Origin of the sequence: Streptomyces sp. NPDC057963, from assembly GCF_042887155.1 — a bacterium.
Classification (GTDB): Bacteria; Actinomycetota; Actinomycetes; order Streptomycetales; family Streptomycetaceae; genus Streptomyces.
The window spans coordinates 464,469-478,210 of record NZ_JBHVPX010000004.1; the positions used below are offsets into that span (position 1 = coordinate 464,469).

Consider the following 13,742-nt stretch of genomic DNA (forward strand, 5'->3'; position numbering starts at 1 on the left):
TACCGGCGGTCACCTCTTATGAGACTCTCCGTCAGCAAGGTAGTCAATCCCTTGCGCACGACTTGTTGACCCGGCGTCTACCAACGTGTGAACCTGCCAACTGGCGCAACCGCCACGCAACTTGCCGGAGCACGCAAGGCGAAAAGGAGCCGTCCGTGTCGACACACGACCTCTACACCACCGCCCCGGACACACCGCTCTGGCAGGTGCCCGCCTCCGGCGCGGCCCGCCTCGGCTGGGACTACGACGACGGCCGCGAACGCCTGCTCGCCCTCTACCAGAAGGGCAAGGACAAGCAGTGGGACGGCAACAAGCGCATCGACTGGTCGTTGGAGGTCGATCCGGCCGACCCGCTCGGCACGCCGGACGACGTCCTCACCCTGTACGGCACACCGCACTGGGCGAAGATGACCGAGAAGGACCGGAGCGATCTGCGCACCCACTACACCGCCTGGCAGTTCAGCCAGTTCCTCCACGGTGAGCAGGGCGCCATGGTCTGCGCGGCCAGGATCGTGGAGTCCGTCCCCGACCTGGACGCGAAGTACTACTCCGCGACCCAGACCATGGACGAGGCCCGGCACGCGGAGATCTACAGCCGGTTCCTGCACGAGAAGATCGGGATGCTCTACCCGGTCAACGACAACCTCCAGGGGCTGCTCGGCGACACCCTGCGGGACTCCCGCTGGGACATGCCGTACCTCGGCATGCAGGTCCTCATCGAGGGCCTCGCCCTGGCCGCGTTCGGCATGATCCGCGACACGACGACCAAGCCGTTGCCCAGGCAGATCCTCGCGTACGTCATGCAGGACGAGGCCCGGCACGTCGCCTTCGGGCGGATGGCGCTGCGCGACTACTACAAGCAGCTGAGCGACGCCGAACTGCGCGAACGCGAGGAGTTCGTCATCGAAGGCTGCTATCTGATGCGCGACCGGCTCAGGGGCGCCGAGGTGCTGGAGAACTTCGGCATCGGCAAGCGGGAGGCCGGGGAACTCTCCGAGCAGTCGCCGTTCCTGCGGCTCTTCCGCAAGCTGCTGTTCAGCCGGATAGTCCCGTGTGTCAAGGACATCGGCCTGTGGGGCGAACGGCTCCAGAGGGCCTACGTCGACATGGGTGTCTTCGAGCTCGGCGACTCCAGCCTGGATCTGCTGATGACCCAGGACGAGGAACTGGCCGAGCAGCTGGACCGGGACCGGTTCGCGGCGGAGGAGCAGGCCAGGGTCGCGGAGGTCGAGGAGGCGGTGCAGCAGGGCGCGTCGGGCCCGTCGATCCCGTCGGAGGACTGAGGCGGGCCGGGGGGCGATCCCGTCGGAGGACTGGGGCCGGCCGGGGAACGGGCCCGTCGCGGGACCGGGCGGGGCGGGGCGGGGCGGAGGCATCAGAGCCGCGAGGCGAAGTCCCGCACCAGCTCCGCGACCCGCTCCGGATCCTCCAGCAGCATCGCGTGCGTCGCCCCGATGCCTTCGGCCGTGACGCCCGTCCGCTCCGCCACCAGCACCGCCAGATCCCGGGCCAGGCCGTGCCCGTACGCCGCCATCAGCTCGTCCAGCCACTCCAGGCCGGGCGTCGGCGGCACCCGGTGCAGGGCCCGGACCAGCAGCAGCGGGCAGGGAACGCGGCGGAACAGCGCGAAGAGGTCGAGGGCGTCCAGCGCATCCAGCATCTCCAGGGCGCACTCCCGTTCCGGCAGCAACTGCCAGCCGCCGTCCGGGAGTTCTCGCACGCTCGCGCGGAACGACGCCTCCGCCCGCTCGTACGGGATGCCCAGCCCCACGCTGTACCGCGCCTGCTGCTCGACATACTCCGCGGGCATCCGCTGCCCCGCCGACGCACGGGCCATGTCCCCGATGTCGGCCAGCCGCCGTGTCACCTCGTCCGGGTCCAGGCCCGGGTACTGGCCGGGACTGCCCCACCAGAAGCCGTCCAGGTTCACCGCCCCCGGCACCCGGTCCGGCCGCTCGGCGGCGTACAGCGCGGCGACCATCCCGCCCAGCGAGTGCCCGACGGGAACCACGGCACCGGTGACCCCGAGGGCGGCGAGGGTCTCGTCCAGATCGCTCAGCACCGCGTCGAACGACCACGAAGGAGCGGCGCTCAAGCCGTGCCCCGGCAGGTCGACGGCGAGCACCCGGTGGCCGGCGGTGAGATGCGGGGCGACGGCGTCCCAGTCGGCGAGGGAACGCGAGGCCGCGTGGAGCAGGAGAAGAGCGGGCCGGTCGTCGTCGGGGCCGCTGTGGTCACGCACATGAAGAACCGTCATGGAGCAACGGTAGAACGCGAAATGCGGCCCGAGATCGTTCGACAGCAGGAGGGAAAGGGGCACTTCCGTGGGTCATGATGGATGTACGCCGCCCGCCGGTCCCGGAAGGATGGCGGGTATGACGACTCCGACCCCTTCCCTTCCCGCAGGTGTCGCGGCCGCCCGCCGGAGCCTTGAAGGACTGGCTCTCGGCGACGCGTTCGGTGAGCGGTGGTTTCCGCTCTTCCGCCGGCCCCGGCAGGCGTACAACGAGATCAAGGCGCGTCGCACGCCCGAGGAACCCGTCTGGCACTGGACCGACGACACCGCTCTGGCCCGCGCCCTCCTGCGCGCCGTCGACGAAGACGGCGAAGTCGTGCAGGACCGCCTCGCGCTCTGCTTCGCTCTCGCCTTCGAGGCCGACTCGGCCCGCGGCTACGGCCACGGCATGCACATCCTGCTGCCGGAACTGCTGACCTCGCCCGCCGACTGGCGCTCGCTGGCGCCCGCTCTCTTCGAGGGCGGCAGCCTCGGCAACGGCGCGGCGATGCGGGTCGCACCGCTCGGCGCCCGCTTCCACGAGGACGTCGCTCACGCCGCCGAGCAGGCCGCGCTCCAGGCGGCCGTCACCCACGCCCATCCGGAAGGCATCGCGGGCGCGGTGGCGGTCGCGGTCGCGGCGGCGCTGTCGGTCCGCGGCGAGTACACGCTCGCCGCGGTCGCCGAGCGGACCCCCGAGGGGCTCGTACGCGACGGCCTGCGCCGAGCCGTCGACGTCCCCTTCACCACCGAGCCGTGGCGGGCGGCCGACCTGCTGGGCAACGGGCAGCGCATCCGCGCCGACGACACGGTCCCGTTCGCCCTGTGGACCGCGGCCCGGCACCCGGACGACCTGGAGGCGGCTCTCTGGGCGACGGCCGAGGGCCTCGGAGACGTCGACACGACCTGCGCCATCACCGGCGGTGTCGTCGGCGCGGCCACCGGGGTCGACGGGGTGCCCGCGCAGTGGCTGCAACGCCGCGAGCCGCTGAACTGAGGCGGGCGGCCCCACGCGTCCGCGGCCGGTCCGCGGGGCGCTGTGCGTCATGGCCGCACCGTGGGCAGCGCCTCTTCCACCGCACGGGCCATTCCGAGCAGCGAGACGTCCGCCCCGCGCGCCGCGACCAGTTGGAGCCCGACCGGACAGCCGTCCGCCGTGAATCCGGCGGGCACACTCGCGGCGGGATGTCCGCTGAGGTTGAAGGCCCAGGTCAGCGCGGTTGAGTAGAGCTCGCCCGGACCGTCGTGGCCGTGCGGACGGTGGGGAGTGACCGGGGTGAGCAGCAGAGGAGTACGGGTGAACAGGGCGTTCAGCCGGAGGTCGTTCTCGCGCCGGATCTCCGCGGCGGCCGGCAACGGACGACCGTCCCGGACCGCCTGCCACGCCTCTCGCGGGTCGAGTAGCTCGCACGTACGGTCCACGAGCCGCACCACCCCGGCCGCCACGAGCCGCCGCACCGCCTGCCGGACGACCGACCCGACCTCGGGGTCGACCTCCGCGTACCCCAGGTCGGGGCTGAGAACGGCGGGGATCGGGAGACCGGCCGGCGCGGGTTCGCAGCCCTCCGGACCGTACGGACCGTCTGGACCCTTCGGACCGATCAGACCGTCCGGACCGATCAGACCGTGCGGACCCTTTGGACCGTTCGGACCCGTTGGACCGGCCAGGACGCAGCGCAGATAGATCTGGGCATGAGCCGCTGAACGAGCCAGGACCCCGGCGGACGCGAGACCGGACCGGTCCGGGGAGGGCAGCAGGCCGTTCGTCGTCTTCAGGCCGAACACCCCGCACCACGCCGCCGGAATCCGTACCGACCCCGCTCCGTCGCTGCCGGTCGCCAGCTCCACCAGCCCCGCCGCGACCGCCGCCGCCGAGCCGGCCGAGGAGCCGCCGGGCGTGCGGTCGGAGCGCCACGGGTTGACCGTACGGCCGTGGGCGCCCAGCCCCCAGGTCTGCCAGGGTGTGCCGGGGCCGGGCACCGAGGTCGAACCGACCGGGACGCCGCCGGCCGCGATCAGCCGCCGGGCCGCGTACGAACGGATGCCGGCCGGTCCCTTGACGGCGAACGGCGTTCCTCCCAGGGGCAGTCGACGGGCCCGTTCCGTGTCGGCGCGTGCCCTTGCGGGCCACACCTCGATGAACGCGCACAGGCGCGGATCCTCCCGCCCGATCCGCTCCAGCGCCCGGTGCACCGCCCCCGCACCGCCATCCGCATCCGCTGCCGCAGCAGCCATGCCGCTACCCGAGCCCGTACCGCCATCCGAGCCCGCATCGGCACCCGCATCCGCACCCGTCACGCGGTCAGTCTCGCAGGGCCGCCTCCATGACGGAACGGGCGATCGGCGCCGCGCTGCCGCCGCCGCTGATGTCGGCCCGGTTCGCGGCGGCGTCCTCGACGACCACGGCGACCGCGACCGCCGGACGACCCGAGTCCGGCGCCTGCGCCCAGGAGATGAACCAGGCGTAGGGCCTGCCCGTGTTGTCGATGCCGTGCTGTGCGGTGCCCGTCTTGCCGCCGACCGTCACTCCGTCGATCGCGGCGTTGGACCCCGTGCCCTGCTCCACGACGTCGACCATCATCCTCCGCAGCCGCATGGCCGTCCGCGGGCTCATGGCCTGGTGGTAGGTGTGCGAGCCGTTCCGGTGGACGGTCGAGCCGCCTTTCGTGGTCGTACGGTCCACCAGATACGGGTACTTGAGGTCGCCGCCGTTGGCCACGGCCGAGGCCACCATCGCCATCTGGAGCGGTGTCGCCGTCGTGTCGAACTGCCCGATCGACGAGAGCGCCAGCTGGTCGTCGCTCATCTTCGTGTCGAAGTTGCTCTTCGCCACCCCCGACGGGATCTTCAGCCCGGTGTCGTTGAAACCGAACTTCCGCACCGCGTCCACCATGCCCTTCAGCCCGACCCGCACTCCGAGTTCCGCCATCACGGTGTTGCAGGAGACCCGGATCGCCTCGGCGAGCGAGGCGTTCTCGCAGCCCTCCGCCTCATTGGGGAGCGTGGTCGTCGTGCCGGGCAGCACATAGGGGGACGGGGTGTCGGTCTCGGCGTCGGGATCGGTGACCACGTCCGTGTCGAGCGCCGCCGCCGCCGTCACGATCTTGAAGGTGGAGCCCGGCGGATACGTCTGCCGGATCGCCCGGTTGAGCATCGGCTGGCTCTTCGTCGCGTTCAGCCGCTGCCAGGCGTCGGTGACGGACGAACCGGTTCCGGAGAGCTGTCCGGGATCGTACGAAGGGGTGGAGACCAGCGCCAGGATCCTGCCGGTCGACGGTTCGACGGCGGCCACCGCGCCCCGGCGCCCGCCGAGCCCGTCGTAGGCGGCGCGCTGCACCGAGTCCTTGACGGTCGTGACGACATTGCCGCCGGGCTGCTGGCTGCGGGTGATCTCGTTCCACAGCGGGAACGGGGCGAGCATCGAGTCGGTGCCGGAGAGGATGCCATCCTCGGCGTGCTCGATCAGGGTCGTGCCGTACGTCTGCGAGGCGTAGCCGGTCACCGGCGCGTACAGCGGGCCGTTCTTGTACGTGCGCTCGTACGCGAGCTGCTCGCCGGTGTTCTCGGAGTCGGTCACGGACGTGCCGCCGACCAGGATGTTGCCGCGCGCCTGGTGGTAACGGGCGATCGTGAGGCGGCGGTTGGCCGGGTTGGCGTCCAGACTGTTCGCTTCGAAGACCTGGACGCGGGCGGCGTTCAGCAGCAGCGCCACGAGCAGCAGCAGGCAGAGCGCGGCGGCCCGGCGGATGTAACGGATCACGGCCTGGCCTCCGGGACTCGTGACGGATACGGGAGCGCGGCGGGCCCGTGCGCGAGCACGGCGGGCGGGTGCGGGGTCACGGCTCGTCCTTTGCGATCGTCGCGATGACTCCGGTCTCCACCGGGCCGGGGTGGGGCCGGCGGGCCTGGTCGCTGACCCGGATCAGCAGCGCCACGATGATCCAGTTGGTCACGACGGACGAACCGCCCTGGGCGAGGAACGGCATCGCCATGCCGGTCAGCGGGATCAGCCCCATCACTCCGCCCGCGATCACGAACACCTGGAGCGCCAGGATCGAGGCGAGGCCGATCGACAGCAGCCGTCCGAAGGGGTCGCGCAGCGCGAGCCCGGCCCGGTAGCCGCGGGCGACGAGCAGGGCGTACAGCAGGAAGATCGCGGTCAGCCCGGTCAGGCCGAGCTCCTCGCCCGCGGTCGCCAGGATGAAGTCGGACTTGGCGGCGAAGCCGATGAGGATGGAGTGGCCGAGCCCCAGCCCGGTGCCGAGCATCCCGCCCGCGGCGAACGCGAACAGCGACTGGGCCAGCTGGCCGGGGCCCAGGCCCGCGTTGATGGAGGCGAACGGGTCGAGCCAGTCCTGGACCCGGCTGTGCACATGCGGCTCGAAGGAGCCGACGACGAACGCGCCGACGGCGGCGAGCAGCAGGCCCACCGCGATCCAGCCGGTCCGGCCGGTCGCCACGTACAGCATGATCACGAAGAGGCCGAAGAAGAGCAGCGAGGTACCGAGGTCGCGTTCCAGGACCAGGACACCGACGCTGAGCAGCCAGATCGCCACGATCGGGCCCAGCACCCGGCCGGTGGGGAGCTGGAGCTTCCAGATCCGGCGGCCGGTGTAGGCGAGGGCGTTGCGGTTCGCGGCGAGATACGCGGCGAAGAACACGGCGAGCAGGATCTTGGCGAACTCGCCCGGCTGGAAGGAGAATCCGCCGACCCGGATCCAGATCTTGGCGCCGTTCACCGCCGGGAAGAAGATCGGCACGATCATCAGGACCAGGGCGGTGGCGACCGAGAGGTAGGCATACCGCTGGAGCACCCGGTGGTCGCGCAGGAAGACGACCGCCGCGATGAAGAGCGCCACACCGAGCGTGGACCAGATCAGCTGGGCGGGGGCCGCCTGGTCCTTCGGGGTCTCCAGGTCGAGCCGGTAGATCAGCACCAGGCCGAGACCGTTGAGCAGGACGGCGATGGGCAGCAGCAGCGGATCGGCGTACGGGGCACGTAGGCGGACCGCGAGATGGGCGAGGAGGGCGAGCAGCCCCAGGCCGGCGCCGTAACCGGCCACATCGGGCGGGACCGCGCCGTTCCGGGCCAGGCCGACGGCGGCGTAGCCGTAGACGGAGATGAGGACGGCCCCGATGAGGAGCAGCAACTCGACTCCGCGCCGCTTGGGCAGACGTAGATCGGGCGGGGGTGCGTCCGCCGTCGTTGCGGTCATGCCACGCAACGTAGCAAGAGGTGGTGTCTATTTCCCTTATGTCATAGCGGATGTGTCAGCCGGCCTGTTCCTGGGAGTCTGTCCGGCGGCCTGCCTCCGGGGGGCGCGACATTGACACACCGTCACTTCAGTGCCGCCGCCCGGGTTCCGGATCGTCCGGTTCCGCCGGTGCCTCGTCGTCCGCCCGTACGTACTCGGGGAGCGTCAGCCGGGCCACCGCGCCGCCGTCCCGGGCGTTGCGCAGGACGAGGTCGGCGCCGATCACCGCCGCCTGCCCGACGGCGATGGTCAGCCCGAGACCGTGCCCCTTGCCGCTGCCCTCGGTACGGAACCGCTGCGGGCCGCCCTCCAGCAGATAGCCCGGAAAACCCGGCCCGTGGTCACGTACGGTCACCGTCGGCCCGTCGACCGTCAGTACCACCGGGGGGCGGCCGTGCTTGTGCGCGTTGGCGATCAGATTGCCCAGAACCCGTTCCAGGCGCCGTCTGTCGGTCTCGACCCGTACGGGAGCCTGCGGGCGCGCCGAGCCGCCCTCCCCGAAACGGATCTCGGTTTCCGTCCCCGACGCGCCCACCACGCGTTCGACGAGCGGGGCCAGTTCGTACACATCGAGGTCGACCCGTTCCGTACGGGCGTCGAGCCGGGAGATCTCCAGCAGATCCTCCGTCAGCGCCCGCATGGTGCGGACCCGGTCCCGTACCAGCTCCGACGGGCGCCCCGGCGGCAGCAGCTCGGCGGCGGCCGACAGCCCGGTCAGCGGGGTGCGGAGCTCGTGCGCCACATCCGCGGTGAACCGCTGCTCGGCCAGCAGCTTGCGCTGGAGCGTGGACGCCATCGTGTCCAGTGCGCCGGCCACGATCGCCACCTCGTCCTGCGGGCGCGAAGGATCCGTCGTGTGCGGGTCGCCGACGCGGGCGTCGAGGTCGCCCGCGCTGATCCGGCGCGCCACCTGGGCCGTCTGGTGCAGCCGCCGGGTGACCCGGGTGACGGCGAACGCGCCGACGAGGAGGGTGGCGCCGGTGGCCAGCAGGGAGGAACCGATGATCGCCCCGTCGAGATCGTTGATCGTGCGGGCGCTCTGGCTGTAGTCCACCTGGGTGGCCAGCGCGCGGCCGTCGGCCGGGGCCGCCGCCCACATGGCGGGGTGCCCGTGGTCGTCGGCGACGAGCGTGCCCCGTTCGCCGTCCACCGCCAGGGCGCGCAGGGAGGCGGGCAGCCCCGGCGGATCGATGCCGGAGCCCGGCGGGAGGGCCTCGCCCGTCTCGTACGCGATGGTGACGTCCGCCAGCCGCGACAGCGCCTTCTCACGGGCCTGGGCGACGGTCTGCCGGGTCACCTCGCCGTGGACCAGCACACTCAGCAGCGCGGCGAGGGCGCAGCACATCACGGTGATGAAGACGGCCGACTTCCAGGTGAGCGTCGCGGTCCAGGAAGGCATCCGCAGCCCACGCCACCCGGTCCCGCGCCGCTCCGTTTCGTGCCGTTCGGTCCCGCGGCGCCCGGCCTCGCGCCGCCTCATCGGCGTTCCGCGGAAACGCCGGCGGACGGTGTGCCGGTGGGCGGGGTGGCCGTGGGCGGTGTGACCCCGGGGCGCTGCTGCGGGGGCGGGGACGTCGGCATCCGCAGGATCTCGTCCCGGGTCGGCAGCATCGCGCGCTGCCGGCCGTCCCAGGTCCAGGCGGTGCGGTACTCGTACCCGGTGATGGCCGACGGCACCCGCATGATCAGATCCCGCCCGGCCAGCTCGACACTGATCACAGCGTCCGTGGTGGACAGGATCCGGGTCAGCCCGCCCGCCTCCGGCATGTAGACCCGTACGGAGAGCTGGTGGTCGGCCAGCCGGATGCCGAGCACCAGGTCGTCCTTGCCGTCGCCCGTCAGATCACGGAAGTAGGGCCGCAGCACCGGACAGGAGGCCGGCTCGGTACGGCACGTGTCGATGCGGCGGACGGTGTCGGCGGGGAGGTCGGCGGTGCCGCTGGACCGGTCGGGCCGGGCCTTCAGGCCGGCCTGCACCACCGCGACCGGGTCCAGGCGGTGCACATCGCCGTGCGGCACCTTGATCCCCGGGATGCGCGCGGTCTCGCCCTCGCCGTAGTCGTACGGTGCGGCGGAGGCGGGCGGCAGCCCGGGCCAGAGCCGGGCGGGCCCGACGGCGTTCGGGGCGGGTCCGGCGCTGCGCAGCCCGCCGCCGCCGACGCCGCAGCCGGTCAGCAGCGCGGCGCCGATGGCCCCGAGGGCCACCGCCGCGCTGTTTCGCACCCGGCGCTGCGAACGCATCACACCCTCCCTTCCCCGCGATCCATGCTGCATAGACCTTATTCGGAAGGAAGTCTGTTATGCCTATTTAATGCGTTCGGGCGCCGCTCACTGCCGTTCGGGCGCCGCTCCGGATGTCGCCCCGGGGTGCTGCGTCAGTGCTGGTAGGGGTTCTGCCCCTGTCCGCCCGGCGCGTATCCCGGCTGCGCCTGCCCCTGCCCCTGCGCCTGACCGAACGGGTTGCCGTCCTGCGACGCGGCATTCTGCGCCAGCAGCTGCTCGGCCTGCTCCTTCGGGATCTGCTGCTCCCCGCCGCAGAACGTGCACTGCGTGGCGAACTTCGTCGAGAACGGGAACAGCGGCACGAAGAACAGCGTGAACTTGGTGACGCGCTTGCGCAGCGTGTGCGCGGCCGGATTGCCGCACCAGCCGCAGACCAGCGTCAGGATGGCCAGTTGGTATAGATATCCCCGTGTACCGAAGATGATCATATGGTGGGTCCCTTCCCCGTATCACCCAGGAGAGCCTGCCGGCAGAGCGCCAGCAGCTTTTCGTCCTCGTATGTGTCGTGGCTGCCGAATCCGCCGTCCATCGCGTTGTGACGGCGTACGGAGGCGAGCTCGGCGCGCAGCACGTGCTCCGCGTCAGACCCTGCACCAGCGGCCCCCTTCCGCGCCAGGCATTCCGCCACCCGGACCCGAACATGGCGGTGGTGCTCCCAGGCCGCCAAAAGCACCGGCACGGATTCGTCGGCCCGCCCGGACACGTCCCACAGCGCGACCGCCGCGTCCACCCGCAGCAACGGATCCTCGTGCCGGAGCAGCGCGCGCAGCCGGGGCGCGGTCACCGCCGCCCGCGTCCCGAGCCTGCCCAGCGCGTTCACCGCGGAGCGCCGCTCGTGGAGGCGCTCCGCCTGCAGGCCGTCTATGAGCACCGGCAGCACCGCGTCGGCATCCCCGGCCACCGCCCACAGGGCCTCCGCCACCTCGATCGCCGAGGTGCTTCCGGGGCGGCGCAGCAGCGTACGCAGCTCCGGTACGGCACTGTGCGCCGCGGGCCCGAACGAACCGAGCGCCCGCAGCGCCGCCGTACGCAGCCACTGGCCCCGGTGCTCCGGCGCGCCGCGCAGCACCCGCAGCACCTCCGGCATCGCCTCGTCCGCCCGGAGCGCGGCCAGCCCCGTGAGCAGCGGGCCCGCCCGGTCGTACGCCGCCTCGTCGAGCCGGACCTCGCCGAGCCTGCGGCGCAGCACCGCGGCCAAGGGGGCCGCCGCCGTGCCCAGACAGCCGATGGCGAACCCCACATCGTGCGGCACCTCGGGCCGCTCCAGTGCCGCGGCCAGAGCGGGGACAGCCCGCGCGTCGCCCAGCCGGGCCAGCGCCTTCACCGCGCTGCCGAGCCCCGCGGGGCCGCTCGGCCAGTCCCGCACCCAGGCATCGGGGTCCGCCGCCACCCGCGCGGCCAGCGCGTCGGCGGCGGGCGCGGCGAGCCCGAAGAGCTCCTCCAGCACATGCGCCGCCGCCCCGGCCAGCTGCGGTTCCGGGGTCGCGAGCTGCTCACCGACCAGCCGGACCAGCTCCTCGTACGAGCCGCGCCACACCCGGATCAGCCCGCTGCTCATCCGCAGCGCGTCGATGCGCTGCCGGCGGTCGGGGCTGCGCAGCTGGTCCGCCAGCAGTGCCGTCCGCTCGGCGACCCGGTCGTCGAGCCCGACGTGCAGCGTCCGCAGCAGATCCGCCGTCCAGGGGGCACCGGGCCCCGGCGCGTCCTCCTCGGACAACGCCCGCAGCTGCCCCACCCGGGTCGCCGGCGCGGCCCGCTCGTCCGCGGGCGGTTCCCCGGTCCCGGCCGACTCGTCGGGCGCGTCGGCGGCCGCGACCGGCTCGGTCCGGCCGGCCTGCGCCTCGCCGACGGGGGCCGCCCCGGACCGGCGCGGCGGCGCCGAGCGCAGCTGCCGCAGCAGCCCGGTCACCACGCGCACGACATCGCCCGGCAGCGCATCCGGCGCGCACCGAGCCAACTGGGCCAGGGCTGCGAGCCGCAGCCCCGGGGCGAACCCCTCACCGGCGAGCCGGGTCAGCCAGCCGGCCGCCTGCTCGGCCAGCGCGCGATGCCGCAGAGCGACCCGCCCGGCGGCCTCGACCAGGGCGAGCCGCACCTCCTCGGCCGGCTCCACCGGCAGTCGCTCCCGCAGCAGGGCGAGAACCCGCACCGGGTGGTTGTGGAGCGTGGCGAGCGCCAGGGGCGCGGCGAGCCGCACCCCCGGGTCCTCGTCGGCCATCAGCTCGCAGAACACCCCGGCGCCCGCGGCGACGGCGGTCGCCGCCATCGCGTAGTTCGCCGCGCCTTCGATCTCCTCCTCGTCGATCTCGTCCTCGTCGTCCTCGTCCAGATCGATGCCGCCGATGCTGGTGAGCAGCTCGACGATGCTGCCCCGGTCCTGAATCCCGGGATCCACGACCAGCTCGAACAGAAAAGGAATGCAGGCCAGCGTGCAGGCGTACACATCACCCTGGTGGTGAACGGCCCCGTACATGCCGTCCAGCGCCGCCTCGCGCTCCACCGGATCACCGGACGCGAGACCCCGCAGCATCACCGGCACATCATCGGCAGGCCCGTAGGCATGCTCCATCGAGGCCCAGTCGACCTCGTCGATCCCTGCGAACACGCCATCGCCTCCCCACGCAACTCCACGAAGCAGTGTCTGCGAGGAGTGTGCACCACGGCTCGGACGATCCGCCCTCCACATGCGGCCTTTTCCTTACGGACATGACAAGATCGTCCGCCATACGCTATGTGTTGAAGGGGCGAATTCCGGCCGTCTTGACGGACCGGACCGGACAGCCGCCCCTCCGGTCGGCGCGCGTTCCGGCCCCAGGACGCCGGACGACCACTCCGCCCTCGGACGCCCGGGCGTTCCATTCCGGCCCCGATCCCGATCCCGACGCCGTCCAGCCTCAGCCCCGACTCCGGCCCCGGCGCTCACCCCGGCCTCAGCCCTGGCCCTCGCCCCGGTCCCGGAGGCAGCGGCGTCCCGCCCCGGCTCCGCCTACCGCGAGATCGGCAGCGGCCGGGCCCGGTCCGCGTCGATGAGCGGGCCGAGCAGATCCCCGTACCGCTCCAGCCGCGCGCCCATGTCACCGGCCAGGAAGACCAGCTTCCCCGGCGTCCGGCACTCCTCGATCTCCGCCCAGGTGACGGGCGCCGAGACCGTCGGCTCGGGCCGGGCGCGCAGCGTGTAGGGGGTGGCGGTCGTCTTCGCCGCCGCGTTCTGGCTGAAGTCGACGAACACCTTCCCCGGCCGCAGGGCCCGCTTCATCCGGCGCACCACCAGCTCCGGAAGCTCCTGCTCCGCCTCGACGGCGAGCCGTTTCGCGTACGCCGACACCCGATCGGCGGGGGTCGGCTCCAGTGGTACGAGCAGATGCAGCCCCTTCGACCCCGAGGTCTTCCCGTACGCGGGCAAGCCGTCCGCCGCCAGCCGCCCGCGCAGCCACACCGCCACCGCGCAGCACTCCACAACGGTCGCGGGCGCGCCGGGGTCCAGGTCGAACACCATCCGGTCGGCGATCCCGGGCGCATCGGCCCGCCACTGCGGAGTGTGGAACTCCACCACCAGGTTGGCCGCCCACGTCAGGGAGGCGAGATCCTGCACGACCACCTGGGTGGCCTGCTTCTCCTCGTGGTGCGGCACAGGGGCGGTCCGTACCCAGGACGGCGTACCCGGGGGCGGGTTCTTGGTGAAGAAGAGCTGCCCGTCCGGCCCGTCCGGGTAGCGCAGGAAGGACACGGGCCGGTCGCGCAGGTGCGCCAGCAGGGGTTTCGCCGCGGTGATCGCGTAGTAGTGGAGCACCTCGCCCTTGGTGGTTCCGGTGGCCGGATACAGCACCTTGTCGAGATTGCTGAGCGCCAGCCGCCGCCCCTCCACCTCTGTGATCGGCGTCATACGACAACCCTCACACGTTCGCGGATTGCAGGGGCCGACGCGCAGC

The 13,742-nt window shown here is 72.5% G+C and carries 11 protein-coding genes; 2 read left to right on the forward strand and 9 right to left on the reverse strand.

The features are described 5' to 3' along the window. Positions 1-155: 155 nt before the first annotated feature. Positions 156-1,283, forward strand: coding sequence for a ferritin-like domain-containing protein (locus ACFVT1_RS12390; protein ID WP_389794455.1), 1,128 nt, complete (start codon positions 156-158; stop codon positions 1,281-1,283). Positions 1,284-1,375: 92 nt separating this feature from the next. Here ACFVT1_RS12390 and ACFVT1_RS12395 read toward each other — a convergent pair whose 3' ends face one another. Beyond that, on the reverse strand, positions 1,376-2,257 hold the full coding sequence (locus ACFVT1_RS12395; protein WP_389794456.1) for an alpha/beta fold hydrolase: 882 nt from the start codon (positions 2,255-2,257) through the stop codon (positions 1,376-1,378). A 118-nt stretch (positions 2,258-2,375) separates the two neighbouring features. Between ACFVT1_RS12395 and ACFVT1_RS12400 the strand changes: the two genes are divergently transcribed. Next, positions 2,376-3,272, forward strand: a complete 897-nt coding sequence (locus ACFVT1_RS12400) for an ADP-ribosylglycohydrolase family protein (protein WP_389794457.1) — start codon at positions 2,376-2,378, stop codon at positions 3,270-3,272. Between the two features lie 47 nt (positions 3,273-3,319). Here the strand turns inward: ACFVT1_RS12400 and ACFVT1_RS12405 are convergent, their stop codons facing one another. From ACFVT1_RS12405 to ligD, 8 genes are all read right to left on the reverse strand, one after another. Then, positions 3,320-4,510, reverse strand: coding sequence for an amidase (locus tag ACFVT1_RS12405; RefSeq protein WP_389794459.1), 1,191 nt, complete (start codon positions 4,508-4,510; stop codon positions 3,320-3,322). Positions 4,511-4,577: 67 nt separating this feature from the next. Continuing rightward, positions 4,578-6,035, reverse strand: a complete 1,458-nt coding sequence (locus ACFVT1_RS12410; protein ID WP_389794460.1) for a peptidoglycan D,D-transpeptidase FtsI family protein — start codon at positions 6,033-6,035, stop codon at positions 4,578-4,580. Between the two features lie 76 nt (positions 6,036-6,111). Beyond that, positions 6,112-7,491 (reverse strand): FtsW/RodA/SpoVE family cell cycle protein, encoded by a 1,380-nt coding sequence (locus ACFVT1_RS12415; protein ID WP_389794461.1) that lies wholly within the window; start codon positions 7,489-7,491, stop codon positions 6,112-6,114. 127 nt (positions 7,492-7,618) lie between these two features. Further along, positions 7,619-8,929: an ATP-binding protein gene (locus ACFVT1_RS12420; protein ID WP_389794462.1), complete on the reverse strand. Its 1,311-nt coding sequence runs from the start codon at positions 8,927-8,929 to the stop codon at positions 7,619-7,621. Positions 8,930-9,006: 77 nt separating this feature from the next. After that, positions 9,007-9,771 (reverse strand): hypothetical protein, encoded by a 765-nt coding sequence (locus tag ACFVT1_RS12425; protein ID WP_389794463.1) that lies wholly within the window; start codon positions 9,769-9,771, stop codon positions 9,007-9,009. Between the two features lie 134 nt (positions 9,772-9,905). Beyond that, positions 9,906-10,241, reverse strand: coding sequence for a zinc-ribbon domain-containing protein (locus ACFVT1_RS12430; RefSeq protein WP_362200922.1), 336 nt, complete (start codon positions 10,239-10,241; stop codon positions 9,906-9,908). Next, positions 10,238-12,418, reverse strand: a complete 2,181-nt coding sequence (locus ACFVT1_RS12435) for a PBS lyase (RefSeq protein ID WP_389794464.1) — start codon at positions 12,416-12,418, stop codon at positions 10,238-10,240. Before ACFVT1_RS12435 ends, ACFVT1_RS12430 begins: the two co-directional genes overlap by 4 nt. Before the next feature lie 381 nt (positions 12,419-12,799). After that, on the reverse strand, positions 12,800-13,696 hold the full coding sequence (ligD, locus tag ACFVT1_RS12440; RefSeq protein WP_389794465.1) for a non-homologous end-joining DNA ligase: 897 nt from the start codon (positions 13,694-13,696) through the stop codon (positions 12,800-12,802). Positions 13,697-13,742 lie beyond the last annotated feature (46 nt).